Raw genomic sequence first — 23463 nt, 5'->3', positions numbered from 1 at the left:
TCCTACCTTGGGGGGCGTAGGATAGTAGGAAGATGCACATCGTGCCGGAAAGCGCCAGATTGCCGCAAAATTACAACTGGTTTGGCAATATCCTTGCCCTGACCCGTAGCAACATTCCGAGTTGACGCATGGATGTGTGACCGCAGACTGCGGTCAACACAATTCCATGCTGGCATAGGCCACTATTCGAGTTCGAGAATCACCGCATCAACGGCAAGGCTCTCGCCCTCGGCCGCGTTGATCTTGGCGATCACGCCTTCCTTTTCGGCGCGCAGGATGTTCTCCATCTTCATCGCCTCGACGGTGGCGAGCGGCTGGCCCGGCTGCACGGTCTCACCCTCGGCAACGTGCAGCTTCACCAGCATCCCCGGCATCGGGCAAATCAGGAAGCGCGAGAGATCGGGCGGGATCTTTTCGAGCATCAGCGATTCGTGCCGTGCAAGCCGCAGCGGCAGCGCCAGCGCGGTGTGCGCTGCGCCGTGCGTGGTGACCTTCCACTGGTTGCCAACCCGCTCGACGATCAGGCCGAGGCGGTGCTCCGGCCCGTCGCCGATCTTGCCCGTCGCTTCGGCCTGCACCATGCCCGGGAGCCAGTTGCAGGTGCCTTCGACCCGCACGCCGTTGACCAGCGCGTGGCCTTCGCCCAGCGTCACTTCGAAACGTTCGTCGCCGATCTTCACCAGCCATTCGCTTGTCACCGGCTGCGGTTCATCGAGCTGCCCGGTGATCCGCCGCGCGCGCGACTGGAGCGAGAACTCGTTGCCCGCGCAGACAGCCGCGAGAATGCGCTTCACCTCGTCCGAGGTCGCCGCGCCGTGGAAGCCTTCGGGATACTCCTCGGCGATAAAGCCGGTGGTCAGCTCGCCCGAACGGAAGCGCGGGTGCTGCATGATTGCGCTGAGGAAATCGACGTTGTGGCCAAGCCCCTTGATCCGGAACTTGTCGAGCGCCTCGATCTGCAAGTCCGCCGCCGCGTCGCGGGTCGGGGCCCAGGTGATCAGCTTGGCGATCATCGGGTCGTAGAAGCGCGAGACTTCGCCGCCTTCGTAGACCCCGTCATCGACCCGCACCGAGCCTGCGCCATGCGCGACACCGCGGCGCGCCTTGCCGGCAACGGTTTCGTCCTCGCTCCAGCCGGAGATCGGCGGGGCATAATGCACCAGCCGCCCGGTCGATGGCAGGAAGCCGCGATAGGGGTCTTCGGCGTAAACGCGGTTTTCGATCGCCCAGCCGTCGATCCCGATATCGTCCTGCGTCATCGCAAGCTTCTCGCCCGCCGCCACGCGGATCATCTGCTCGACGAGGTCGATGCCGGTGATCGCTTCGGTGACGGGGTGTTCGACCTGAAGCCGGGTGTTCATTTCGAGGAAGTAGAAGCTCTCCCCCGTCGGGTCTGCGCCGCTGACGATCAGCTCGACCGTGCCCGCCGAGTAATACCCCACTGCGCGCGCCAGAGCGACGCATTGCTCGCCCATCGCCTTCCTCATCTTGGGCGTGACGAAGGGCGACGGCGCTTCCTCGACCACCTTCTGGTGGCGGCGCTGGATCGAGCATTCACGCTCGTTGAGGTACAGGATGTTGCCGTGCTGGTCGCCGAGGATCTGGATTTCGATGTGGCGCGGGTTGAGGATGAACTTCTCGATGAAGACGCGGTCATCGCCAAAGCTGTTGAGGCCTTCGCGCTTCACGCTTTCAAAGCCCTCGCGCACGTCGGCCTCGTTGTAGGCAAGGCGCATCCCCTTGCCCCCGCCGCCGGCGCTGGCCTTCATCATCACCGGGTAGCCGATCTCGTTCGAGATGCGCACCGCGTGTTCGGTATCCTCGATCTCGCCAACAAAGCCGGGGACCACGTTGACGCCCGCTTCCTTGGCGAGCTTCTTGGATTCGATCTTGTCGCCCATCGCGGCAATCGCACCGACCGGCGGGCCGATGAAAGCGATGCCTTCCTTCGCCAGCGCCTCGGCGAAGCTCGTGCGCTCTGAGAGGAAACCGTAGCCCGGGTGCACGGCCTCTGCCCCGGTCTGCTTGCAGGCGGCGATGATCTTGTCGGCGATCAGGTAGCTCTCGGCCGCAGGCGAGGGGCCAATATGCACCGACTCGTCAGCCATCGCGACGAAGGGCGCGCGGGCATCGGCATCGGAATAGACCGCGACAGTCTTGATCCCCATCTTGCGGGCCGTTGTGATGACCCGGCAGGCGATCTCGCCGCGGTTGGCAATCAGGATTTTCGAGAACAAGCTGAACCTCCGAGGGCATTACAGGCCTTACCCGCCTATGCCGCCCCCGGAGCCATGTATCAACCTGACAGATTTGTGGCTGTGCGCATCAATGGTCGCTGTGCGCGTGGCCGACTTCGGTGATCTGCTGGGCCACCAGCGTATCGAACTCGGCGATGATCTTTTCGGCGGCTTCCTTGCTGCCGGCGAGCTTGACCATCTGCTCCATCCACTTGGCGCCTTCGGGCGAATTGCGCTCGGCCATCTCGCCCGGCCCGCCCTTCATCGGGAAGACGTAGATCATGTCCCATGCGCCGGTGTCGAGGTGGATCCCGTGGATGCCCGAACCCGTGCCTGCCATGGCATCGGCCTTAGCAAAGTAGTCCTTGATGATCTCGATACCACGGTCACGCTTGCCGACATGGAAGCGCGTCATCACGACCCGCGCCCACGTCACCTCTTCGGCCGGCTTCGCAGCGGCGCTATCTTGCGCCTGCGCTGCGACCGGTGCGAGAACCACACCCAGACCAAGAGCCCCGGCAGCCGCCAGCGCTTTACCCATTGCAGTGATTTTCATGTTGCATTCCCCCCATTGATTCATTGCGGAAATGCGACCCGTGGGCGGTGACCTAATCGTCAAAAGTGGCGGAGGTAAGGCATGGCCCCGCTAACGAGACTCGGCGCTGCCTTGTCCAGCTTGGCCTTATTGGTCGGGGTGAGACGCCAGAGCGGTTCGACTTGGGAAAAACCCAGGCTTACGGCGCTGGGGTCGGTGTGTCGGCCTGTTCCTGTTCGCGCCGGTAGCGTGCCAGTGCTTCGGCGGTGTATTCGCCTTCCCACAGCCGTATCTCGTAACGCCCATCGACCTTGGTCCGGGCGATCCAGAATGTGCCGGTCGCATCGATCGTCGGCGCAAAGAAGTAGACGCAGTCGATCATGAATTGGTCGTAGTCGACCCATACGTCCCAGTGCGTGCCGCGCCCGGTTTCGATCCGGCCGCGGATAATCCCCCGCCCACCATACTCGCTTGGCGCGATCAGCGTTTCGGTGACGACGAAGTGCCCCTTGACCCGGCGGTTGCGGGCGTCGTTCTTGAATTGCTCGGCGCGGATTTCGGGCGAAGGAGAAACACTGCATGCGATGGCGGAGGATGGCGCTGCGATGGCCGTCACCAACAGCAACGCGGCGAGACCCTTCACCGCGCCCCGCCCCGCTGTTCGCAGCGCAGCACCATGCCGTATTCCTCTAGCCAATCCGCCTTGGTGGGCAGGAGATATTGCAGCGCTTCGGGCAGCAGGCCGTGGAGGGCGGTGGCGTGGTGCAGTTCGGTGCGGCGGTCGGAGAAGCAATAGGGCTGGCTCGGCGACAGCGCCCCGAGTAGGCGCATCATGCCCGTTTCGGTCGCCCCGCCCTCGTCGGCGAGGCTGAGGTAGAGCGGCGGACGTTGACCCTCGCCAAAGGCGCGGCGGCTCAGAGCCTCGAAATCCCATTGAAGGCTGGGCGAAATCGCGGCGTAGCCGGTGAAGAGACGCGGCATCTCGGCCCAGGTTTCGACCACGAAATACCCCGCCGCGCTCTCACCCACAAGGAACGCGCGGCCATCGGTGCGGTAGCGGGCCTCGACCATCGGCTTGACCGTCCCGGCCAGCCACGCGCGGAAGGCTGTGCTTTCGCCTGCGGTGGGATAGCGCTTTTGCTCCGCCGCATCGCCGGTCGGCGGAAGCAGTTCGCGCTGGCGGTCCTTCGTTTCGATCCCGACGACAATCGCATCCGCACTGCGCCCCCAAAGCGCGCCCCAGCGCATCAGGCCAGCGCCCATCATCAGGTCTTGGCCGAGAGCGCCATCGAGCTGGTAGACCACCGGCCAGCGCTTGTCGGGGTCATTGGCGTAGTCGGGCGGAAGCACGATGTTGACCGCGCGGCTCTGTCCAAGGGCTTCGAGGGTGACGGTCTCGCCGATGGTCAGCGGCTGGGGTGCGGGCGATTGCGCCGAGACGGGGCCGGTCAGCGCCATCGCCAGACAGGCAAAGGCAAGACCGGCGCGGCTCACTCCGCCGCCTCGTCCAGCCCCGCACCCAGCGGCGGCATGTTGTGGCCGAGCAGCACGAGGATATCCGCCGCGCATTCCACCACGTTGGAGCCGGGGCCGTAGATGCCCTGCACCCCTGCCTCGCGCAGGAAGTCGTAGTCCTGCGGCGGGATCACGCCGCCGGCGGTGACCTTGATGTCGCCGCGACCGGCTTCGCGCAGCAAGCGGATCAGTTCGGGGATCAGGGTCTTGTGGCCTGCCGCGAGGGAGGATGCGCCGACGACGTCGACATCATGCGCCAGCGCCATCGCGCACGCTTCTGAGGGCGTCTGGAACAGCGGCCCGGAGATCACCTCGAAGCCCATGTCGTTGAAGGCGCTCGCGATCACATTCGCGCCGCGGTCGTGGCCGTCCTGGCCCATCTTGGCGACCATGATGCGGGGCTTGCGGCCTAGACGGCGGCCGACGGATTCGACCCCGTCCACCACCTGCGCCCAGCGGCGGTCGAATTCATAGGCGCTGGCATAGACGCCCTTGACCGGCGCAGGCGTGGCATCGTGGCGGCCGAAGACCTCCTCCATCGCGGCGGAAATCTCGCCCAGCGTCGCATCGGCGCGCGCACATTCGATCGCCTTGGCCAGCAGGTTCACATCGGCGAGCTTTTCCAGCTCGGCGATCTTCGACGGAGGCAGCGGGATGCCGCGTTCGTCGCGCCCGGTGACGATGGCCTCGCGGTGGGTCATCGGGTTGGCCCGCGCCGCTTCAGTCAGCGCTGCCAACGCCGCACGGCACTTGGCCTCGTCGCGGCCCGCGCGCACCTTTTCGATGCGGGCGATCTGCCCGGCGCGCACCTTCTGGTTATCGACCTCGAGCGTTTCGAGCGCGTCTTCCTGTTCCTTGCGGTACTTGTTGACGCCGACGATGACGGTTTCGCCCTTGTCGACCTTGGTCTGCTTTTCCGCCGCCGCACGCTCGATCGCGGCCTTGGGCGCGCCGGTGGCGACGAAGGCGGTCATCCCGCCTGCCGCGTCGACTTCCTCGATCAGCTTCCACGCCTCGTCCACCAGCGTCTTGGTCAGTGCCTCGATATAATGCGAGCCACCGAGCGGATCGACCACAGAGGTGATCCCGCTTTCCTCTTGCAGCACCAGCTGCGTGTTGCGCGCGATACGGGCGCTGAAATCGGTGGGAAGCGCAATCGCTTCATCGAGTGCGTTGGTGTGGAGCGACTGGGTGCCGCCCAGCACCGCAGCCATCGCCTCAACCGTGGTGCGGATGACGTTGTTGTAGGGGTCCTGCTCTTGCAGCGAGACGCCGCTGGTCTGGCAGTGGGTCCGCAGCATCTTGGAGCGTTCGTCCTTCGCCCCCAGCCCGTCCATCACGCGGTGCCACAGCGTGCGCGCGGCGCGCAGCTTGGCGATCTCCATGAAGAAGTTCATGCCAATGCCGAAGAAGAACGACAGGCGGCCTGCGAAAGCATCGATGTCGAGCCCCGCCGCCATGGCGCGCTGGGCATATTCCTTGCCATCGGCGATGGTGAAGGCGAGTTCCTGCACCGCCGTCGCTCCGGCCTCGTGCATGTGGTAGCCGGAAATCGAAATGCTGTTGAACTTCGGCATGTTGGCCGAGGTATATGCGATGATGTCGGAGATGATCCGCATCGAAGGCTCGGGCGGGTAGATATAGGTGTTGCGGACCATGAACTCCTTGAGGATGTCGTTCTGGATGGTCCCGTCGAGCTTGTCCTGCGACACGCCCTGACGTTCGGCGGCGACGATGAAGAAGGCCAGCACCGGGATCACCGCGCCGTTCATCGTCATCGACACGCTCATGCTATCGAGCGGAATCTGGTCGAACAGGATTTCCATGTCCGCGACCGTGTCGATCGCCACGCCCGCCTTGCCGACATCGCCGACGACGCGCGGGTGATCGCTGTCATAGCCGCGGTGGGTGGCGAGGTCGAAAGCGACCGAAAGCCCCTTCTGCCCCATCGCCAGATTGCGGCGGTAGAAGGCGTTGCTCTCCTCGGCGGTCGAGAAGCCCGCATATTGCCGGATCGTCCACGGACGCCCCGCATACATCGAAGCCTTCACCCCGCGCGTGAAAGGCGCAAAGCCCGGCAGGCCCGGATCGAAGCCCGCGTGATCTTCCGCCGTGTAGAGCGGCTTGATGTCGAAGCCTTCGGGCGTGTGCCAGGTCAGGTCGCGGCCCTTCACCTCCTTGGCGGCGAGGGCGTTCCAGTCTTCGAGGGTGGGTTTGTTGGTCATGTCTCGGCCTCTAACCGTTCGTGTCGAGCGAAGTCGAGACACCGCGGGAGGGGCATCTCGACTGCGCGCTTTGCGCTCCGCTCGATACGAACGGAGATGGGAGCGTTTAGTGCCCCTTGAATTCGGCTTTCCGCTTCTGGAGGAAGGCCATGCCGCCCTCCATCGCGTCCTTGGTGCCGCCGGCCACACGCTGCGCTTCCGCCTCGGCGAGCAGCACCATCTGGAGGTTGTTGTCCATCGCGAGCGCAATGTTGCGCTTCATCTGGGCGTAGGCGATGGTCGGGCCGTTCGCGAGCTTCTCGGCCAAAGCGCGCGCTTCGGTCATCAGGTCGGCATCATCGACGCACTTGTAGACGAGGCCCCATTCCTCGGCCTGCGTGCCGCTGATCTTCTCGCCCAGCATCATCATCCGCGTGGCGCGCGCGCGGCCGATGGCGCGCGCGAGCAGCCAGGTCGATCCGCCATCGGGCACGAGGCCGATATTGACGAAGGCCTGGAGGAAATAGGCGCTCTTGGCGGCGATGGTGAAGTCCGCCGCCAGCGCAAGGCTGCATCCCACACCCGCCGCCGGGCCATTGACCGCGCAGATCACCGGGACATTCGCGCGGATCAGCTGGCTGATCGCGGGGTTATAGTGATTGATCAGCGCCTCGTGGCTACCGCCCTTGCCGCCCAGCGCCGAGCCGGAGCCGCGCGCCGAAAGGTCCGCGCCCGAGCAGAAGCCCTTGCCCTCACCCGTAATCAGCACCGCGCGCGCATCGCCGAGGTCGTAGAACGCCTGCCCCAGCTCGTCCGCCATCTGCGGCGGCATGGCGTTGAGCCGCTCGGGCCGGTTCAAGGTGATGGTGAGCAGCGGGCCGTCACGTTCGACGCGGATGGTTTCGTAGGACATTTGTTCAACCTCTCGTTTCCGTCACCCCGGCCCCCGAGCCGGGGCCCCGCTTTCTTCTGCTTGGCTAAGGAAGAAGCGGGGCCCCGGATCAAGTCCGGGGAGGCGGTTGTTCTCAATTCGACCAATGCGTGCCCTCTTTGGGCGTCTCCATGATCTCGGTAAGCATGCCGCCCATGTCCTTGGGATGGACGAAAAAGATAGGGGTGCCGTGCGCGCCGATGCGCGTTGGGCCGAGGATGCGCTTGCCGAGGCTCTCGAACTCGGCGCGGGCTTCGGCGATATCGGGCACTTCGAAGCACAGGTGATGCTGCCCGCCCAAGGGGTTCTTGGCGAGGAAGCCCGCGAGCGTGGAGTTTTCCCCCAGCGGCTCGATCAGCTCGATCTGCGTGCCGTTCATCGCCCCCTCCGCACCGGGGGTGTCGACGAAGCAGACCTTCACGCCCTGCTCCTCAAGATCGAAGGGCGTGTGGATCTTGGTCGCGCCCATGACGTCGCGCCAATAGACGATCGCATCAGCGATGGAGGGCGTGGCGACCCCGATGTGGTTCAAGCGGCCGAGTTTCATGTTTTGCTCCACATTTCACCGGGTGCGGTCAGGCGATTTCGCCAGTCGTTCAATTCAGTTTCGCACTTCGTCAAAACGGCGCGCAGCTCGTTCAACTCGAACTCAGCTTGATGCCCGTCTTCGTCGAACAAAACCGTGATCTTGCCATCTTCGTCCATCGACACATCGAGCAGCACGTTGCCGTCCAGTGCGACTTCTACGCCGATCGTATCCGGCTCGCTCGACGACACGAAGGCATAAGTCAGCCTCGTTGTGTCAACGAAGTTAGAGCGGAATATTGTCATGCTTCTTCCACGGGTTCTCCAAGCTCTTCGTCCGCAGCTTGCGTAGCCCCAGCGCAATCCGCCGCCGCGTCGAGTGCGGGTAGATCACCTCGTCGATATATCCGCGCTGCGCTGCCACGAAGGGGTTGGCGAAGCGGTCTTCGTATTCCTTGGTGCGCTCGGCGATCTTGGCGGGGTCGTTCTTTTCCTGACGGAAGATGATCTCCACCGCGCCCTTTGCGCCCATCACCGCGATTTCCGCGGTGGGCCAGGCGTAGTTCAAATCGCCGCGCAAGTGCTTGGAGGCCATCACGTCATATGCCCCGCCATAGGCCTTGCGGGTGATGACGGTGATCTTGGGCACGGTCGCCTCGGCATAGGCGAAGAGCAGCTTCGCGCCGTGCTTGATGATCCCGCCCAGCTCCTGCGCGGTGCCGGGGAGGAAGCCGGGAACGTCGACGAAGGTTACAATCGGAATCTCGAAGGCATCGCAGAAGCGCACGAAGCGCGCGGCTTTCTTCGAGGAATTGATGTCGAGCACGCCCGCGAGCACCATCGGCTGGTTCGCCACCACGCCCACGGTGCGGCCTTCGATGCGGCCAAAACCGCAGATGATGTTGGCAGCGTGGGCGGGCTGGATTTCGAAGAAATCGCCCTCGTCCAGCACCTTGGCGATCACCTCATGCATGTCATAGGGCTGGTTGGCGTTGTCGGGGATCAGCGTGTCGAGGCTGTTGTCGATCCGGTCCCACGCATCGCCGGTGGGGAGCACAGGGGCTTCGTCGCGATTGGACAGCGGCAGGAAGTCGAAGAAGCGGCGGGTGGCCAGCAGGGCTTCCACATCGTTCTCGTAGGCGAGATCGGCCACGGAAGTCTTGGTCGTGTGGGTAATCGCCCCGCCCAGCTCTTCCTGCGTCACGACCTCGTTGGTGACGGTCTTCACCACCTCGGGGCCGGTGACGAACATGTAGCTTGAATCCTTCACCATGAAGATGAAGTCGGTCATCGCAGGGCTGTAGACCGCCCCGCCCGCGCACGGCCCCATGATGAGGCTGATCTGCGGCACCACGCCCGATGCCAGCACGTTGCGCTGGAACACCTCGGCATAGCCGCCGAGGCTCGCGACGCCCTCCTGAATGCGCGCGCCGCCCGAATCGTTCAGGCCGATGACCGGCGCACCGACCTTCATCGCGGTGTCCATCACCTTGCAGATCTTCTCGGCATGGCGCTTGGACAGCGAGCCGCCGAATACGGTGAAGTCCTGGCTGAAGACATAGACCAGCCGGCCGTTGATCGTGCCGCTGCCGGTCACCACGCCGTCACCCGGGATCTTCTGGCTCTCCATCCCGAAATCGACGCAGTCATGCTCGACATAGGTATCAAGCTCTTCGAAGCTGCCTTCGTCGAGCAGCACGTCAAGGCGTTCGCGCGCGGTCAGCTTGCCCTTGGCGTGCTGGGCTTCGATGCGCTTGGCTCCGCCGCCCATGCGGGCAGCTTGGCGGCGGCGTTCCATTTCGGCGATATTGGCGGACAAGGGTCATCCTCTCTCGTCAGGTCTCTTGCTGCAACGCGTTGCCTTAGGCACGCCCAAGCGTCAACGTGGCAAAAGTGGCGGTAGTAACGAGGATGGTGATGCAGGCGGCAGATGTGCTGGTGGTGGGCGGCGGGATCGCGGGGCTATCCGTGGCAGCGCGGCTGGCGGCCCACGCGCAGGTGGTGGTGCTCGAGGCCGAGAGCGCTTGCGGTTACCATTCCTCGGGCCGCTCGGTCGCCTTTGCCCACTACGGCCTCGGCAACCCGCCGGTGCGTGACCTTACCGCGCTGAGCATGGCGGAGCTGGCCGCGCATGGCGCGATCCACCCCGCGCTGCATATCGCCGAGGCAGGCGAGATCGCCGAACTCGATGCGCTGGAGGCGGTGCACCGGCAATATGGCTGCGACTACACGCGGATCGGGGCGGACGAGGCGCGGGCGATCCTGCCGATCCTCAAGCTCGAGGCCTGCGCGGCGGCGCTGGTCGATCACGGATCGCTCAAGCTCGATACCGATGCGATGCTGCAAGCCCATGTGGCGAGCCTGCGGGCTGCGGGCGGGCGACTGGTGACGGGCGCGCGAGTCAGCGCGGTGGCGCGTGACGGCGCGGGCTGGCGGGTCGAAGCGGGCGGGGAAAGCTACACCGCCCCAATCCTCGTCAACGCCGCCGGTGCCTGGGCGGACGAACTCGCGCAGCTGGCCGGCGTCGCCCCCATCGGCATCGAACCGCGCCGCCGCACGGTGATCTCCTTCGCCGCGCCAGAGGGCGAGGATGTGCGCGCGTGGCCCTTCACCAAGACCATCGGCGAAGGCTTCTACCTGCTGCCCGAAGGCCGCGGGCAATTGCTCGCCTCTTCGATGGACCAGACCCCGACCGACCCCTGCGATGCTGCGCCCGAGGAGCTCGATATTGCCATCGCGGCCGATCGGGTCGAGCAGGCGACCAGCCTCGCGATCCGCCGGATCAGCCATAGCTGGGCGGGCCTGAGAAGCTTTGCGCCTGACGAACTGCCGGTGATCGGCCACGCGGCAGGCGCAAAGGGGTTCGTGTGGTGTGCGGGGCAAGGCGGCGCGGGGTTCCAGACCGCCCCTGCCCTCTCGCGTATCGCAGCAGCGGCGGCGCTCGGCCTGCCCTTCCCCGAGGACTGCGCGGCGGCGGGTCTCAGCTTCGAGACTTTCGCCCCCGCCCGGCTCGGTGCCTAGAACCGCCGCATTACGCTGCGGGCCAGCGCGGGCGAGAGCGAATAGACCGCGCGCAGCAGCTTCACCATGCCGACATTGGCTTCGGGCCGGTCGCCTTCGATCGCGGCGATGATCTGACGCGCGCACTCTTCCGGCGGCATCTTGCTCGTCGCGCGGTCGGCGGTCATCTGGGTGTCGACCACCGGAGGCAGCGCCTCGACCACAAGGATTGGCTCGCCCGCCAGCTGCGCGCGCAGCGCCATGGTGTAGCTCCTGAGGCCCGCCTTGCTGGCGCAATAGACCGAGCTTGCGGTGTTGGGCGCAATCGCGAGGCCGCTGGTGACATTGACGATCGCGGCCCGAGGCCGCGCGCGCAGGCGCGGCAGCAGCGCGGTGATCAGCCGGATCGGTGCGGAGAGGTTGGCATAGAGGCACCCGTCCGCCGCATCAGGATCGGGCGCAAGATTGCGCACATCATGCGGCACGCCGAGCCCGGCATTGTTGATGAGGATATCGATCTGGCGGTCCCCCACCGCCGCAACCAGTGCATCGACACCCGCCGCGCTCGACAGGTCGGCGGCCATCGTCTCGAAACCCTCGGCCCCCATGGCTTCGAGGCGCGCAGGATCGCGGCCTGTGAGGACGACCTTCGCGCCCTTGGCCTTGAGCTGGCGCGCAATCTCGCGTCCGATGCCGGCGCTGCCGCCGGTCAGCAGCACTGTCTTTCCGTTAACGTCCATCAAATTGCCCCCTATTTGAACAGCACCAGTTCCTCGGCCATGGTCGGGTGGATCGCGACTGTCGCGTCGAAATCAGCCTTGGTCAGCTTGGCCTTCACCGCAATCGCGGCGGCCTGCATGATCTCGGGCGCTTCGGGGCCGATCATGTGGATGCCGACGATCCGGTCGTTCGCGGCATCGACGATCATCTTGTAGAGGCAGCGCTCGTTGCGCCCGGCGACAACGTGCTTCATCGGGCGGAAATCAGCCTGATAGACCTTGATGTTGCCGAGCTGGTTGCGCGCCTCGCTCTCGGTCAAGCCGACGGCCGCGATCGGCGGGTGGCTGAACACCGCGCTCGGCACGCAGGAGCGATCGACCGCATAGGGTTCGCCCGGGCCGAAGACGCTATCGGCAAAGGCCTGCCCCTCGCGGATCGCAACGGGGGTAAGCTGCACGCGGTCGGTCACATCGCCCACGGCATAGACATGGTCGAGGTTGGTCTTGCTGAAGGCATCGACCACGATCTCGCCGTTGCGGCCGGTTGCGACCCCGATGGTTTCCAGCCCGAGGCCTTGCGTATTGGGCACACGACCGGTCGCCACCATCACCGCGTCGTATTCGGCAGGCTCCTGGCCGGTCAGCTTGACCAGCAGCGAGCCGTCGGCCTGCTTTTCGATATGCTCGAACTCGGCGTGGAACAGGAAGCTGATGCCCTTCACCATCGAAATCTGGAGCAGCCGGTCGCGCAGGGCCGCGTCATAGGAACGCAGGATCGTGTCCGAGCGGTTGGCGATCGTCACCTTGCAGCCGAATTCGTTGAAGATGCCGGCGAACTCGTTGGCGATGTAGCCCCCGCCCGCAATCAGCACGCGGCGCGGCAAGGCATCGAGATGGAACGCCTCGTTCGAGGTGATGACGTGCTCGCTGCCCGGAAACTCCGGCACGTGCGGGCGCGCGCCGGTGGCGATCAGGATGTACTTCGCCGTCACCACCTGTCCGCTGGCAAGCGTGATTTCATGCGCGCCGGTGATCGTCGCGCGCTCGCGGTAGATCGTGACGTTGTGATTGCTGAGCGTCTGGCCGTAGAGCCCTTCGAGACGGGTGACATCGTTCAGCACGTGATCGCGCAGGCGCACCCAATCGAAGCTTTTGCCTTCGATATTCCAGCCGAACTGCTTGGCGTCTTCGAGGTCTTCGGCGAAGTGCGCGCCGTAGACGAGCATCTTCTTGGGCACACAGCCACGGATGACGCAGGTGCCGCCGACCCGGTATTCCTCGGCCACCGCGACCCGCGCGCCGTGCGCTGCGGCGACACGGCTGGCGCGCACCCCACCAGAGCCCGCGCCGATGGTGAAGAGGTCATAGTCGTAACTGTCGGCCACGGCGCACATCCTTTTGTCGATGGGTGCGCGATATGGCGCATGACCGCACGGATTCCAATGGCAAGGCGCAGCCTCGCAAGCGCGAGTTCGCTGCTGCCTGCCATCGGGTTACGCTGGTTTTGGGTCAGCCCTGCGCGGCGCGCGGGCGACCGCCGCCGCCACCGGGACGACCGCGTCCGCGTCCGCGGCCACCATTGCCGCCGCCGCCATTGCCTTGCGGACGACCGCCGCCAGCATGACGCTGGCCGCCGCCGGGACGACCCTGGCCGGACTTTTCGCCCTGCGGCTTGCGATCACCCTGCGGACGACGCTCGCCCTGCGGACGGCGATCGCCTTCTGCGCGTCGCTGTTCACCCTGCGGCGAACGGCGATCCCCTTGCGGGCGACGCTCGCCTTCAGCGCGGCGCTGTTCGCCCTGCTGCGGGCGACGCTCGCCCTCGGGCCGGCGGTCGCCTTGCGGCTTGCGCTGGCCGAGGGGGCGCGCCTGCACGCGCTTCATCGGCTGGCGCGGGGCAGGCTTGGTCGGGCCTTCGCCTTCCACCACGGCGCGGAAATTGTCCGGCAGCGGCAGACGCTCAAGCTCGGCGCCGGTGGTCTTGCGAATATCCTTGAGATAGGCGCGCTCGTCCTCGGCACAGAATGCAATCGCCACCCCGTCGCGGCCCGCACGCGCGGTGCGGCCGATGCGGTGGACATATTGTTCGGGCACGTTGGGCAGCTCGTAATTGATGACGTGGGAAACGCCCGGAATATCAATCCCGCGCGCGGCCACATCGGTTGCAATCAGGATCGGCACACGCGCCTTGCGGAACTCGTCGAGCGCGCGCTGGCGCTGCGGCTGCGACTTGTTGCCGTGGATCGCGTTGCTCTCGATGCCCGCCTGCTGCAACTTCTTCACCACGCGGTCCGCGCCGTGCTTGGTGCGGGTGAAGATGAGGATGCGCTCGAACTCGCCCGGCACCTGATGGCGGCGCTTGAGGATCATTTCGAGCAGCGCGGTCTTTTCGTCCTGCTGCACCATGAAGAGATACTGGTCGATGCGCTCGGCAGTCGTGCTTTCCGGCGTAACCGAGACCTGCACCGGATTGTGGCAATAACCGCTCACCAGTTCCTTGATCGCCTTGGGCATGGTTGCGCTGAAGAACAGCGTCTGGCGATCCTTGGGCGCGAGCTCGCGGATCTTGCGCAGCGCGTGGATGAAGCCGAGATCGAGCATCTGGTCAGCCTCGTCGAGCACCAGCACTTCGATGCCGTTGAGGTTCAGTGCCTTCTGGTCGATCAGATCGAGCAGGCGGCCGGGCGTGGCGACCAGAATGTCGGTGCCGCGGTGCAGCTTGTTGCGATCCTTGCCCACGCTGGTGCCGCCGACGATGCACTGCACCTTGAGGCCGGCAAGCGCGCCGTAATCCTTGGCGCTGTCGGCAATCTGCACCGCCAGCTCGCGGGTCGGGGCCAGCACCAGCATGCGGCAGGACTTGAACGGGATCGGCTTGTCGGCCTCGCGCAGCCGATCGATGCTGGGGAGCATGAAAGCGGCGGTCTTGCCGGTGCCGGTCTGGGCGATACCCAGCAGGTCGCGGCCCTTGAGAACCGGCGGGATCGCCTGTTCCTGGATCGGGGTGGGAATGGTGTAGCCCTTCATGTCGAGGGCCTGAAGCACGGGCTGCGACAGCCCGAGTTCAGCGAAAGTTGTCATGTGTAACTCGCAAATAATGTGCGGCGCGCTTCCGCCAATCCCAAACGGATTGCGGGCGCGGCGCGGGGGTTGAAACCGCCCGCGTGAAAAGGGAAGTCTTGGGATAGAACCGAGGCGCGGCCGGGGCGGATGATGTCAGATAACCGCCGCTTCACGCATGGCTAACGCGCTTCGATGGGGGACAGATGGGCGCAATCGGTCAGAAAGTCAATCTTTTCCCGGCTTATGCCAGCCCCGCCATCGCCATCAGTGCCTTGGTCGAAGGGTCGAAGTCGCCTTCCCCCTTCTCGATCTGCTTGGCGATCGCCTTCCCGAGTTCCACCCCGAACTGGTCGAAGGGGTTGATCCCCATCAGCACGGCGTTGGCAAAGGTGCGCTGTTCATGGAACGCGATCAGCGCGCCCAATGCCGCGGCATCGCAATCGTCGAGCAGGAATGTGGTCGAGGGCCGGTCGCCCGGATAGGCGCGCGCCGGATCGTCCGAGGCCTTGCCCGCCATCAGCGCCGCGCCTTGCGCAAGGCAGTTCATCAGCAGGATGCGGTGGTGCGCGGGATCGAGATCATCGCCCGGCGCGATCGAGACGATGAAATCGACCGGGATCAGATGCGTGCCCTGATGGAGCAACTGGAACACCGCGTGCTGCGCGTCGGTGCCCACCCCGCCCCAGGTCACCGCTGCGGTCGGCCCGTCAACCGGATCGCCGCTGACCGTCACGCTCTTGCCGTTCGATTCCATTTCAAGCTGCTGAAGATAGTCAGGCAGCAGCGCGAGCCGCTCGTCATAGGCGAACACCGCGCGGGTCTGGCAACCGCGCAACCGGGTGTAATACTGGTCGGCAAAGGCGGCGAGCAGCGGCGCATTGGCGCGGCCTTCGGTGGTGCGGAAGTGATCGTCCACCGCCTTGGCGCCCGCAAGCAACTGGCGGAATTCCTCCATCCCGATCGCCAGCGCAATCGGGAAGCCGATCGAGGAGAACAGCGAATAGCGCCCGCCGACGCTTTCGGGGAACGGCAGGATGCGAGTCTCGTCCACGCCCCATTCGACCGCCTTCTCGGGCGCGGCGGTGAGCGCGACGACCTGCCCGCCCGGATCCTCGACGCCATTGTCGGCCAGCCACTTCAGCGCGCTGGCCGCATTGGTCATGGTCTCGATAGTGGTGAAGGTCTTGGAGGCGACCGCGATCAGCGTGGTCTGCGGGTCACAGGCGGCGAACGCCTGTTCGAGCGCGAGACCATCGATGTTCGAGACCACGTGGACATCGACCAGCGCCAGATCGCGGGTCAGCGCATCGATGGCAAGCGCCGGGCCGAGCGCCGATCCGCCGATGCCGATCGCAATGCAGTGCTTGACCTCGCCCAGCGCGCCTTGGTGGATCGCCTCGACCAGCATGCCCATGCGCGCGAGCAGGGCTTCGGCCTCTTCGACCTGTGCGTCCGTCCCGCTGCCGCGCAGCGCGCCGTGGGTGGCGGCGCGGCCTTCGGTCACATTGACGATCCCGCCGCCGAACAGCGCCTCGCGCGCCGCAGCAAAGCCCGCCGCATCGGCCAGCGCCTCGAACGCGGCGAGTTCGGCCTCGCCCAAGTGGGTCTTGGCAAAGTCGATGGTCATGCCGGTCTGCTCGGCGCTGCCCGGCGCAACCGGCCAGGAGATCCGGCGGGTCATGGCCGCAACCCGCGCAGGATCGCCAGTGAACAGCCCTGCCAGCCGCTGCGGCTCCAGCCCGTGCAGCTGCGCCCATGCCGCTGCAACCTGTCCCTGCTCGCCCGTCGCCATCACCGTTCCCCTTTGCGCAAAACTGCCGCTGCGCCTAAGGGCAGAGGCAATGGATGTTAAGACCCAATCCTTCGGCTCAATGCCGCCTGCCGCCCAAGCCGCGCGCAAGGACGAGGGCCGAAGCGGGTTTGTGTGGTTTATCATCAAGCTGTTGCTGGTGGTGCTGATTTTCCGGGTATTCGTATTCTCGCCCTTCTCGATTCCGTCGGAAAGCATGCTGCCGCGGCTGATGAACGGGGATTATCTGCTGGCGAGCAAGTGGCCTTACGGCTTTTCGCGCCATTCCTTCCCTGTCGAACTGCCGCTGCCCGAGGGGCGCATCCTGCCCGGCTCACCGCAGCGCGGCGATATCGTGATCTTTAAGCATCCGGTCGACGGGCGCGATTACATCAAGCGGGTCATCGGCCTGCCGGGCGACAGTGTCGGCATGGTCGGCGGCCAGCTTGTCCTCAACGGGCGCCTGGTGCCCAAGCAGCGGATCGATGATGCGCTGGTCCCGCAATCGGTCAACACCGGTTGCGTCTGGGGCGGAACGCTGGTGCGGACGGGTTCAGGCAGCGAGGCCTGCCGCTACACCCGTTTCCGCGAGACCCTGCCCGGCGGCACGAGCTACGACGTACTCGATTTCGGCCTCACGCAGGGCGATGGCTATGCCCCCCGCACCGTGCCCGAGGGCATGATGTTCGTGATGGGCGACAACCGCGACAATTCGCGCGACAGCCGCTGGCCGGCCGCGGCGGGCGATGCGGTCGGCCTGGTGCCGCAAGACCTGCTGGTTGGCCGCGCCGCCTTCATCGTCTGGTCGACCGATGGCAGCGCCGAATGGGTCAAGCCGTGGACTTGGTTTTCCGCCGCGCGCTGGGACCGGATCGGAGATGCGCTGTGAGCGGGCTCGATCCCGTCACCGGCGAATGGCTCGAAGCCCAGGGCTTCGCGATCCACAATCCCACCGTCTGGCTCGAGGCGCTGACCCACGGCAGCTTCAACGGCGCCGGCCCGGGCGGGGCGAGCGATTACCAGCGGCTCGAATTCCTCGGTGACCGCGTGCTCGGCCTCGCGGTTGCCAGCTGGCTGTTCCGCGCGGGCGACGGGCCGGAAGGCAAGCTCTCCCAGCGCCTCAACGCGCTCGTCAGCGGCTCGACTTGCGCGCGCATTGCCCGCGTGATCGGCCTTCCCGAGCACATCCGCCTCGGCAAGCAGGCGCGTGATGATGGCGGGGCGGATAGCGACAATATCCTCGGCGATGTGATGGAGGCGCTGATCGGCGCGTGCTTCATCGAACAGGGGTTCGATGCGGCGCAGGCGATCATCTACCGCCTGTGGGCGCAGGAGCTTGAGGGCGATGTCGGCAAGGCCAAGCATCCCAAGAGCGCGCTGCAGGAATGGGCTGCGGGCAACCGCCGTGCAGGGCCGGTCTACGAGGTCGTGGACCGCAGCGGGCCGGACCATGCGGCGCGCTTCACCGTGCGGGTATCGATCCGCAATGTCGGATCGGCAGAGGCCACCGCGACCAGCAAGAGCGAGGCCGAAAAGCTCGCCGCCAAGGCTTTCCTCGAACGCTTCGGCTGAGGGACAATGTTCCACGTGGAACATCCCCGCTCTGGGGGCCTAAAGGGGGTCTAGAGGGGGTCTAGCAGGGGTCTAAGGGGGTCTGGCCGCCCCGAAACCCGCGCTGGCCTTCGACAAGCGGGTGCCAAGCGGCTATGGCCCCGCTCATGACTGAAACCACCCCTACCCGTTGCGGCGTCGTTGCCGTGCTCGGCGCGCCCAATGCGGGCAAATCGACCCTTGTGAACAGCCTCGTCGGCCAGAAGGTCGCGATCACCAGCGCCAAGGCGCAGACCACCCGCGCGCGGATGCTCGGCATTGCCCTGCACGAGCTGGACGGCGCGCCCACGCAGATGATCCTCGTTGACACCCCCGGCATCTTCGCCCCCCGCCGCCGTCTTGACCGCGCGATGGTGAGCGCCGCGTGGGAAGGTGCCGAGGCGGCCGATGCCGTGCTGCTGCTGGTCGATCCGATCAAGCAGCGCCGCCACGAGCTTGAGCCGCTGCTCGAAACCCTCAGCCAACGCCCGGAACGCAAGATCCTCGTCCTCAACAAGGTCGACCGCGCCAAGAAGGAACCGCTCCTCGCGCTGGCACAGGAGCTTTCGGGCAAGGTCGATTTCGCCGAGATCTTCTTCGTCTCGGCCCTCACCGGCGAAGGCGTGCCGGAACTGAAAGACAACCTCGCCAGGCTGATGCCCGAAGGCGAATGGATGTATCCCGAAGATCAGGTCTCCGATGCTTCCGAACGCCTGCTCGCCGCCGAGATCACCCGCGAACAGCTCTACCAGCAGCTCCACGAGGAACTGCCCTATGACAGCGCGGTGCGCCCCGAGAAATACGAAGTGCGCCCCGATGGCAGCGTGGAAATCCACCAGCAGATCGTGGTGACCCGCGACAACCAGCGCGCGATCGTGCTCGGCAAGGGCGGATCAAAGATCAAGGCCATCGGCGCCGCCGCCCGCGCGGAACTGGCCGAGGTGCTGGGGGTGAAGGTGCACCTCTACCTGCACGTGAAGGTGCTCGAGAACTGGGCCGAGGACAAGGAACTGTTCGAGGAAATCGGGCTCGATTGGGTGCGGTGACGAGTCCCGCCAATATCAGCGGAAAAGCATCAACAGCACGATTATTCCGCAGCAAGAATTGAGCACAAAGGCTGCCGCCGAGGCCATGTCCTTTGCCTGACCGATCTGCGGGTGCGGCTCGGGATGCAGGCGATCCGCCAAGGCCTCTATCGCGGCATTGATCAGTTCCATCGCACTGGCAATGGCGAGCGCCAGCGCAATCGCAATCCACCAGACGGGCGGCGGCTGTTCCCAGGCAAGGACGGCAACCACGACGACCGAGAACATGACCTGCGTGCGAAAGCTGCGTTCATGGCTCCAGGCGTGCCGCAGTCCCGCCAGACTGAACTTCGCCCGGGACAGGATATTGCCGTTCTTCACTGGTCGGCCGCCTCCACGATCATTCGTCGGTCAAGCTTGATCCGGCGATCGCTCAGGAAGCGAAGCAACAGTCGCGTCCACGATTGATAGTGGGCCAGATCGGCATAATACTCGGGTGCGATACGCCGAATGCTCGGAAGGCGCACCCAGGCGACGCGCATTAGGTCATGGTGCTCCACATGGTAGCCCGCATTGAACACGAGGCGGTTCGTCGGGCCATAGTAGGAATAGGTGTCCTGCCCGGGTGTGAGCTCGAAATGCTCCTGCACCCATCGTGCACCAAGCGGATGAAGCCCCAGCGCGAAGATGTTCGCCAGCAGACAATAGACCAGCGCCTGCCATCCTCCCAGCATCACCACAGCGATGTTGAAGACCGTCTGCACCGCGAAATTCATAACGAACCAGCGGTCGACGATCGTGACATCCTTCATTCGAAGCGGGCGCAAGGCCTGCATCAGCGCCCCGCACGCCAGCCACACCGCCTTCTTGATCGGGCATTTGCCGACCAGTCGCATTTCCCATGCCGACGGAATGTCACCATCAAGCACGGCGTCACCCTGATGACGGTGGTGCAGCAGGTGGCAAGTGCGAAATCCGGTTGTAGCCGGAATGATCAAAGGCAAGCCTGCGATAATACCCATCCACCGGTTCGCAACACTGGTGCGGAACACCAGATCATGGGTGCATTCGTGAACCAGCGTCCAGATCCCGAGCGCGATAACCGCCCCGACGAAATAGGCGCACACGATGACCAGCCACCATGGCTGGTCCTTTAAAGCAAAAGCGATGGCCAATTGCAGGGTTGCGATTGCCGCGATGAAGGCGCTCGTTGCCGGATAATGTCCGGTGAGCGCGCGCAGTTCTGGATGGTCTTTCAAAAGACTTCGCGAACGGTTCCGATGACTAAGTCGGTGCGTGGCCGCGATATCGTGGGCATCGGCGGTAGGCATGCCCGCCAGTTTACCTTCGGAAGGTCGCATGTCCCCCACCCCTTCGTCATGCCAGCGACCCTGCGGGAAGACTTCGTCAGACTAGGACACAACCTTCCGCTACGGAAACATAGCTCACCTGGCGTATCTTTGCTAGGCAGTCGCGGGGAGGATCGGGCCGATGATCAAACTGATTGCGGCGTTTGTCGCCATCGCGCTTGTTGGTTGGCTGATAGTCGGCGAGGTCCGCCGACGCTTTTTCGCAGATCTGAAATCCCCCGAGCGGCGCGCCCAGCTTTGGGAACGACTTTACGGGTGGGACTGGCAGGACCATTCCGCCAACAATTACGGCTACGCCCCGTCCGCGCTGGACCATCCCGAAAAGTTCCAGCTTGAACTTTATCGCGCATTGTTCGCGATGAGCGACGGCCTGCTCGCTCCAGGCGCGCGCATGCTCGAGGTGAGTTGCGGACGCGGCGGGGGTCTGGCGTATCTGGCGCAGGAACGTGGCAAGGCGATTGTCGCTACCGGCCTCGACCTGTCCGCCCACGCGATCAACGCCGCGCAGCGAATGCACCCCGACATACCAAACCTGACATTCGTGCGCGGTTCGGCAATCGCCCTGCCTTTCGATGCCGAAACGTTCGATGTGGTGCTCAATGTCGAGGCATCGCACGAATACCCCGATTTCGACGCGTTTCTTGCCGAGGTGCGCCGCGTTCTCAGGCCCGGAGGCCTGCTCCTGCACTGCAACGCCCGCACTGCCGCGCAATCGCCGGGTATTCTCGAATCGTTCGAAAAGGCGGGTTTCAAAGGTGAGATCCGCGACATCACCGCCCATGTTGCCGAGGCGTGTCGTCTTGATTCCGCACGGCGTGCCGCGCTTCTGCGCCGTGCGGTGCCTCGCTTCGAACGCGCCCTGATCGGTCGCTGGCTCGGAAACTACGCGGCGCTGGAAGGCAGCCGCAAGTTCGAGCAATTCCAGTCCGGCTCACGCGGTTACTTCATGTCCTGCCTGCGGATGACTGACCCGGCGTGACGGGATAAGGCGCTGAGGAACCACGAGCGTGGTGGTTCACCCCCGCCCCAGCTTCTCCAGCTTGGCGCGCAGGGCCGCTTCGTCGAAGGGTTTCACCATGCACTCGTCGGCCCCTGCAATGCTTCGCTACGAAGAGCATTCATTCTGCTCGTTTTCGTGCTGACCTGAACAACCGCTCTTGTAAGTGCCCGTAATGCTAGGCAAGTCAGGGGACCTGTTGATGGGGGGAATTATCCATGCGCCTTGCTTTTGCCTTTGCCGGTCTCGCTCTTGCTTTCGCCGCTCCCTCGCTGGCCCAGTCTGCGGATGAAGGCCCCAAACCGGTCGCGACCTTCGAGAACCGCGATATGGAACCAAGCGAGCTGAGCGAGCAGTTGAGCGCCGGGGGCCTCGTCATCCTGATGCGGCACGAGCGCACCAATGTGCCCTCGCGCGGGGACGATTATTCGCGTCCGGCCAATGATTGCAACGCGCAGCGCAACCTCTCGCCCGCGGGCGTTGCAGGGGCAGCCGAAACGGGCGTCGCCATCCGCGCGCTCGGCTGGCCGATCGGCCGCGTGCTCTCAAGCGAGATGTGCCGCGCGACCGAGACCGCGCGGTTCATGTTCGGCCGCTACGAGATCGAGCCGCGCCTGATGCACCACGACAACACCGAAGAACGCACCGTAATCGTTTCCGGCAAGGAGCTGAATGCCCTGCTCGCTGATCTCCCGAAGGACAGCAAGGACAACACTGTGCTGGTCAGCCACATCGGCAATATCTACTTCGCGACAGGCATCACCCTGAGCGAGGGCGAGTTCGCCGTGCTGAAACGGCAGGAAGATGGCTCCTACATCGCCCTCGGCACCTTCGATCCCGGCTTCATCGGCGCCGGGGCCCGCTATGCCCAATACCTGGCTGAGCAGGCCGCGAAGGAAGCGGCGAAGTAATACGCAGCGGAGGCTGGCTGGCGAAAAGGCGGGAGGTCACCCCCGCCCCAGCTTCTCCAGCTTGGCGCGCAGGGCGGCTTCGTCGAAGGGTTTGACGATGTAGTCGTCGGCACCTGCGCCGATGCCTTCGTGGATATCGCGCGCCTCGCCGTTCGAGGTGCAGAACACAACCACCGGCTCCTTGGGCGTGGGGATCGCGCGCAGTTTCTGGACGAATTCGATCCCGTCCATCTCGGGCATGTTCCAGTCGGTCAGCACCAGATCGGGCATTGCCCGCTTGCATCGTGCGAGGGCTTCTTCGCCGTTCTCGGCCTCGATCGCGACATAGCCGAGGCTGATAGCGATCTTGGAGGAGACCTTGCGGATCACCCGGCTGTCATCGACGATCAGGCAGGTGCGCGCGACTGCGGCCGGCGCGGCTTGCCCGGCATAGCGGTCCCGCATTGCCTTGGCGGCCGCGACAATCGCGGCGGTATCGGACGGATCGGCGGGCGCAGCGGGCGCGGGGCGCGGCGGCAGCGGTTGGGCCGCCTCGGCGCGGGTCGCCTCGACCGGCTCCACCGCCGGCGCCTGCGCGGCGCGGTAAGCGGCTTCGTGCGCGGCCTCGTTCATCGCCAGCTTTTCCGCCAGCGTCTTGCCCTCCAGCGCGGAACGACGCGCGGGGCCGGAATGGCGCTTGATCAGATTCTGCACGACTAGCGCTCCCCTCTCAGCGAGGCGAAACGATCCTCGTAATCGCTGCCGGTAAATTCATCGGGCCAGACTTCGTCCGTAGCCGTGTTGCCCAAGGCCTCGCCCGGGGTGATGCGGACATGGAGATAGGGCATCCAGACATCGCCGAATTCGGCCTTCTGGTACCACACGTCGATTACGTCATAGCTCGCCCACATCCCGTCGGGTTCGCGCAGGCGCAGGCCTTCGCCGATGCGCGGAACTGCGGCAAAGCGCACGCGGTTCTGGGTCTGGTGGGTCTCGTTCTGGACTTCGATCTCAATCACGGTGCGGCCCCTGGTCCTGGGACTCAAGGGATAGGCGCCAATGATTGACGATTT

The 23463-nt window shown here is 65.1% G+C and carries 23 protein-coding genes; 6 read left to right on the top strand and 17 right to left on the bottom strand.

What is annotated here, in order from left to right; genetic code table 11:
• Nucleotides 1-182: 182 nt before the first annotated feature.
• The 9 genes from BG023_RS08390 to BG023_RS08350 all read right to left on the bottom strand — a co-directional run bounded on the left by BG023_RS08390 (nt 183) and on the right by BG023_RS08350 (nt 9766).
• Nucleotides 183-2237: an acetyl-CoA carboxylase biotin carboxylase subunit gene (locus BG023_RS08390; RefSeq protein WP_069310047.1), complete on the bottom strand. Its 2055-nt coding sequence runs from the start codon at nt 2235-2237 to the stop codon at nt 183-185.
• 88 nt (nt 2238-2325) lie between these two features.
• Entirely contained in the window at nt 2326-2793 is a 468-nt protein-coding gene (locus BG023_RS08385; RefSeq protein ID WP_150122833.1) for a hypothetical protein, read from the bottom strand.
• A 178-nt stretch (nt 2794-2971) separates the two neighbouring features.
• Nucleotides 2972-3415 carry a hypothetical protein gene (locus tag BG023_RS08380; RefSeq protein WP_069310045.1) on the bottom strand — a complete coding sequence of 148 codons (444 nt, stop codon included), beginning with the start codon at nt 3413-3415 and terminating at the stop codon, nt 2972-2974.
• Nucleotides 3412-4266, bottom strand: coding sequence for an alpha/beta hydrolase (locus tag BG023_RS08375; protein WP_233992960.1), 855 nt, complete (start codon nt 4264-4266; stop codon nt 3412-3414). Before BG023_RS08375 ends, BG023_RS08380 begins: the two co-directional genes overlap by 4 nt.
• Nucleotides 4263-6512, bottom strand: coding sequence for a methylmalonyl-CoA mutase (gene scpA / locus BG023_RS08370; RefSeq protein ID WP_069310043.1), 2250 nt, complete (start codon nt 6510-6512; stop codon nt 4263-4265). Before scpA ends, BG023_RS08375 begins: the two co-directional genes overlap by 4 nt.
• A 106-nt stretch (nt 6513-6618) precedes the next feature.
• The gene (locus tag BG023_RS08365; RefSeq protein ID WP_069310042.1) at nt 6619-7404 is read right to left on the bottom strand and encodes an enoyl-CoA hydratase-related protein; all 786 of its coding nucleotides are present in this window, start codon (nt 7402-7404) and stop codon (nt 6619-6621) included.
• Nucleotides 7405-7516: 112 nt separating this feature from the next.
• Nucleotides 7517-7969 carry a methylmalonyl-CoA epimerase gene (gene mce / locus BG023_RS08360; protein WP_069310041.1) on the bottom strand — a complete coding sequence of 151 codons (453 nt, stop codon included), beginning with the start codon at nt 7967-7969 and terminating at the stop codon, nt 7517-7519.
• Complete coding sequence (locus BG023_RS08355) at nt 7966-8199, bottom strand: hypothetical protein (RefSeq protein ID WP_069310040.1); 234 nt, start codon at nt 8197-8199, stop codon at nt 7966-7968. The genes mce and BG023_RS08355 overlap by 4 nt, the downstream gene beginning before the upstream one ends.
• Nucleotides 8200-8233: 34 nt before the next feature.
• Complete coding sequence (locus BG023_RS08350) at nt 8234-9766, bottom strand: acyl-CoA carboxylase subunit beta (protein WP_069310039.1); 1533 nt, start codon at nt 9764-9766, stop codon at nt 8234-8236.
• Between the two features lie 98 nt (nt 9767-9864).
• On the opposite strand from BG023_RS08350, the gene BG023_RS08345 reads away from it, so the two are divergent.
• Nucleotides 9865-10968 (top strand): NAD(P)/FAD-dependent oxidoreductase, encoded by a 1104-nt coding sequence (locus BG023_RS08345; protein WP_069311217.1) that lies wholly within the window; start codon nt 9865-9867, stop codon nt 10966-10968.
• Here the strand turns inward: BG023_RS08345 and BG023_RS08340 are convergent.
• The 4 genes from BG023_RS08340 to pgi form a co-directional block, all read right to left on the bottom strand.
• Nucleotides 10965-11687, bottom strand: coding sequence for an SDR family oxidoreductase (locus tag BG023_RS08340; protein ID WP_069310038.1), 723 nt, complete (start codon nt 11685-11687; stop codon nt 10965-10967). The genes BG023_RS08345 and BG023_RS08340 overlap by 4 nt on opposite strands.
• Before the next feature lie 11 nt (nt 11688-11698).
• Nucleotides 11699-13060, bottom strand: coding sequence for a glutathione-disulfide reductase (gene gorA / locus BG023_RS08335; RefSeq protein WP_069310037.1), 1362 nt, complete (start codon nt 13058-13060; stop codon nt 11699-11701).
• A 115-nt stretch (nt 13061-13175) separates the two neighbouring features.
• Nucleotides 13176-14747: a DEAD/DEAH box helicase gene (locus BG023_RS08330; RefSeq protein WP_069310036.1), complete on the bottom strand. Its 1572-nt coding sequence runs from the start codon at nt 14745-14747 to the stop codon at nt 13176-13178.
• Nucleotides 14748-14970: 223 nt separating this feature from the next.
• On the bottom strand, nt 14971-16521 hold the full coding sequence (gene pgi, locus BG023_RS08325; RefSeq protein WP_069310035.1) for a glucose-6-phosphate isomerase: 1551 nt from the start codon (nt 16519-16521) through the stop codon (nt 14971-14973).
• Nucleotides 16522-16570: 49 nt separating this feature from the next.
• Here pgi and lepB point away from each other — a divergent pair, with 49 nt between their 5' ends.
• The 3 genes from lepB (at nt 16571) to era (ending at nt 19154) form a co-directional block, all read left to right on the top strand.
• Nucleotides 16571-17407 (top strand): signal peptidase I, encoded by an 837-nt coding sequence (gene lepB / locus BG023_RS08320; RefSeq protein WP_069310034.1) that lies wholly within the window; start codon nt 16571-16573, stop codon nt 17405-17407.
• The gene (gene rnc / locus BG023_RS08315) at nt 17404-18090 is read left to right on the top strand and encodes a ribonuclease III (protein ID WP_069310033.1); all 687 of its coding nucleotides are present in this window, start codon (nt 17404-17406) and stop codon (nt 18088-18090) included. The genes lepB and rnc overlap by 4 nt, the downstream gene beginning before the upstream one ends.
• A 146-nt stretch (nt 18091-18236) precedes the next feature.
• Nucleotides 18237-19154, top strand: coding sequence for a GTPase Era (gene era, locus BG023_RS08310; RefSeq protein WP_069311216.1), 918 nt, complete (start codon nt 18237-18239; stop codon nt 19152-19154).
• A gap of 15 nt (nt 19155-19169) precedes the next feature.
• Here the strand turns inward: era and BG023_RS08305 are convergent, their stop codons facing one another.
• Nucleotides 19170-19514 carry a diacylglycerol kinase gene (locus BG023_RS08305; RefSeq protein WP_069310032.1) on the bottom strand — a complete coding sequence of 115 codons (345 nt, stop codon included), beginning with the start codon at nt 19512-19514 and terminating at the stop codon, nt 19170-19172.
• Nucleotides 19511-20494 carry a fatty acid desaturase gene (locus BG023_RS08300; protein ID WP_083234618.1) on the bottom strand — a complete coding sequence of 328 codons (984 nt, stop codon included), beginning with the start codon at nt 20492-20494 and terminating at the stop codon, nt 19511-19513. The genes BG023_RS08305 and BG023_RS08300 overlap by 4 nt, the downstream gene beginning before the upstream one ends.
• Before the next feature lie 130 nt (nt 20495-20624).
• On the opposite strand from BG023_RS08300, the gene BG023_RS08295 reads away from it, so the two are divergent.
• Nucleotides 20625-21482, top strand: a complete 858-nt coding sequence (locus BG023_RS08295; protein WP_069310030.1) for a class I SAM-dependent methyltransferase — start codon at nt 20625-20627, stop codon at nt 21480-21482.
• 236 nt (nt 21483-21718) lie between these two features.
• Nucleotides 21719-22411 (top strand): hypothetical protein, encoded by a 693-nt coding sequence (locus BG023_RS08290; RefSeq protein ID WP_069310029.1) that lies wholly within the window; start codon nt 21719-21721, stop codon nt 22409-22411.
• Nucleotides 22412-22447: 36 nt separating this feature from the next.
• Here the strand turns inward: BG023_RS08290 and BG023_RS15180 are convergent, their stop codons facing one another.
• The gene (locus tag BG023_RS15180; RefSeq protein ID WP_335673828.1) at nt 22448-23104 is read right to left on the bottom strand and encodes a response regulator; all 657 of its coding nucleotides are present in this window, start codon (nt 23102-23104) and stop codon (nt 22448-22450) included.
• Nucleotides 23105-23106: 2 nt separating this feature from the next.
• Nucleotides 23107-23409 carry a hypothetical protein gene (locus tag BG023_RS14890; protein WP_233992958.1) on the bottom strand — a complete coding sequence of 101 codons (303 nt, stop codon included), beginning with the start codon at nt 23407-23409 and terminating at the stop codon, nt 23107-23109.
• Between the last annotated feature and the right edge of the window lie 54 nt (nt 23410-23463).

Source organism: Porphyrobacter sp. LM 6 (assembly GCF_001720465.1).
In the GTDB taxonomy this organism is placed as follows: Bacteria; Pseudomonadota; Alphaproteobacteria; order Sphingomonadales; family Sphingomonadaceae; genus Erythrobacter.
Note: the sequence above shows the minus strand (reverse complement) of the source record. Positions and strands in the feature narration are given on the sequence as shown.

Bases quoted from the DNA above. Each gene is read 5' to 3' on its own strand.
- pgi (WP_069310035.1), bottom strand. From the start codon at position 16,521: ATGGCGACGGGCGAGCAGGGACAGGTTGCAGCGGCATGGGCGCAGCTG.
- era (WP_069311216.1), top strand. From the start codon at position 18,237: ATGACTGAAACCACCCCTACCCGTTGCGGCGTCGTTGCCGTGCTCGGC.
- BG023_RS08330 (WP_069310036.1), bottom strand. From the start codon at position 14,747: ATGACAACTTTCGCTGAACTCGGGCTGTCGCAGCCCGTGCTTCAGGCC.
- BG023_RS08340 (WP_069310038.1), bottom strand. From the start codon at position 11,687: ATGGACGTTAACGGAAAGACAGTGCTGCTGACCGGCGGCAGCGCCGGC.
- scpA (WP_069310043.1), bottom strand. From the start codon at position 6,512: ATGACCAACAAACCCACCCTCGAAGACTGGAACGCCCTCGCCGCCAAG.
- BG023_RS08295 (WP_069310030.1), top strand. From the start codon at position 20,625: ATGATCAAACTGATTGCGGCGTTTGTCGCCATCGCGCTTGTTGGTTGG.
- BG023_RS08300 (WP_083234618.1), bottom strand. From the start codon at position 20,494: ATGCGACCTTCCGAAGGTAAACTGGCGGGCATGCCTACCGCCGATGCC.
- BG023_RS08290 (WP_069310029.1), top strand. From the start codon at position 21,719: ATGCGCCTTGCTTTTGCCTTTGCCGGTCTCGCTCTTGCTTTCGCCGCT.
- BG023_RS08365 (WP_069310042.1), bottom strand. From the start codon at position 7,404: ATGTCCTACGAAACCATCCGCGTCGAACGTGACGGCCCGCTGCTCACC.
- gorA (WP_069310037.1), bottom strand. From the start codon at position 13,060: ATGTGCGCCGTGGCCGACAGTTACGACTATGACCTCTTCACCATCGGC.
- BG023_RS08345 (WP_069311217.1), top strand. From the start codon at position 9,865: ATGCAGGCGGCAGATGTGCTGGTGGTGGGCGGCGGGATCGCGGGGCTA.
- mce (WP_069310041.1), bottom strand. From the start codon at position 7,969: ATGAAACTCGGCCGCTTGAACCACATCGGGGTCGCCACGCCCTCCATC.
- lepB (WP_069310034.1), top strand. From the start codon at position 16,571: ATGGATGTTAAGACCCAATCCTTCGGCTCAATGCCGCCTGCCGCCCAA.
- BG023_RS08385 (WP_150122833.1), bottom strand. From the start codon at position 2,793: ATGAAAATCACTGCAATGGGTAAAGCGCTGGCGGCTGCCGGGGCTCTT.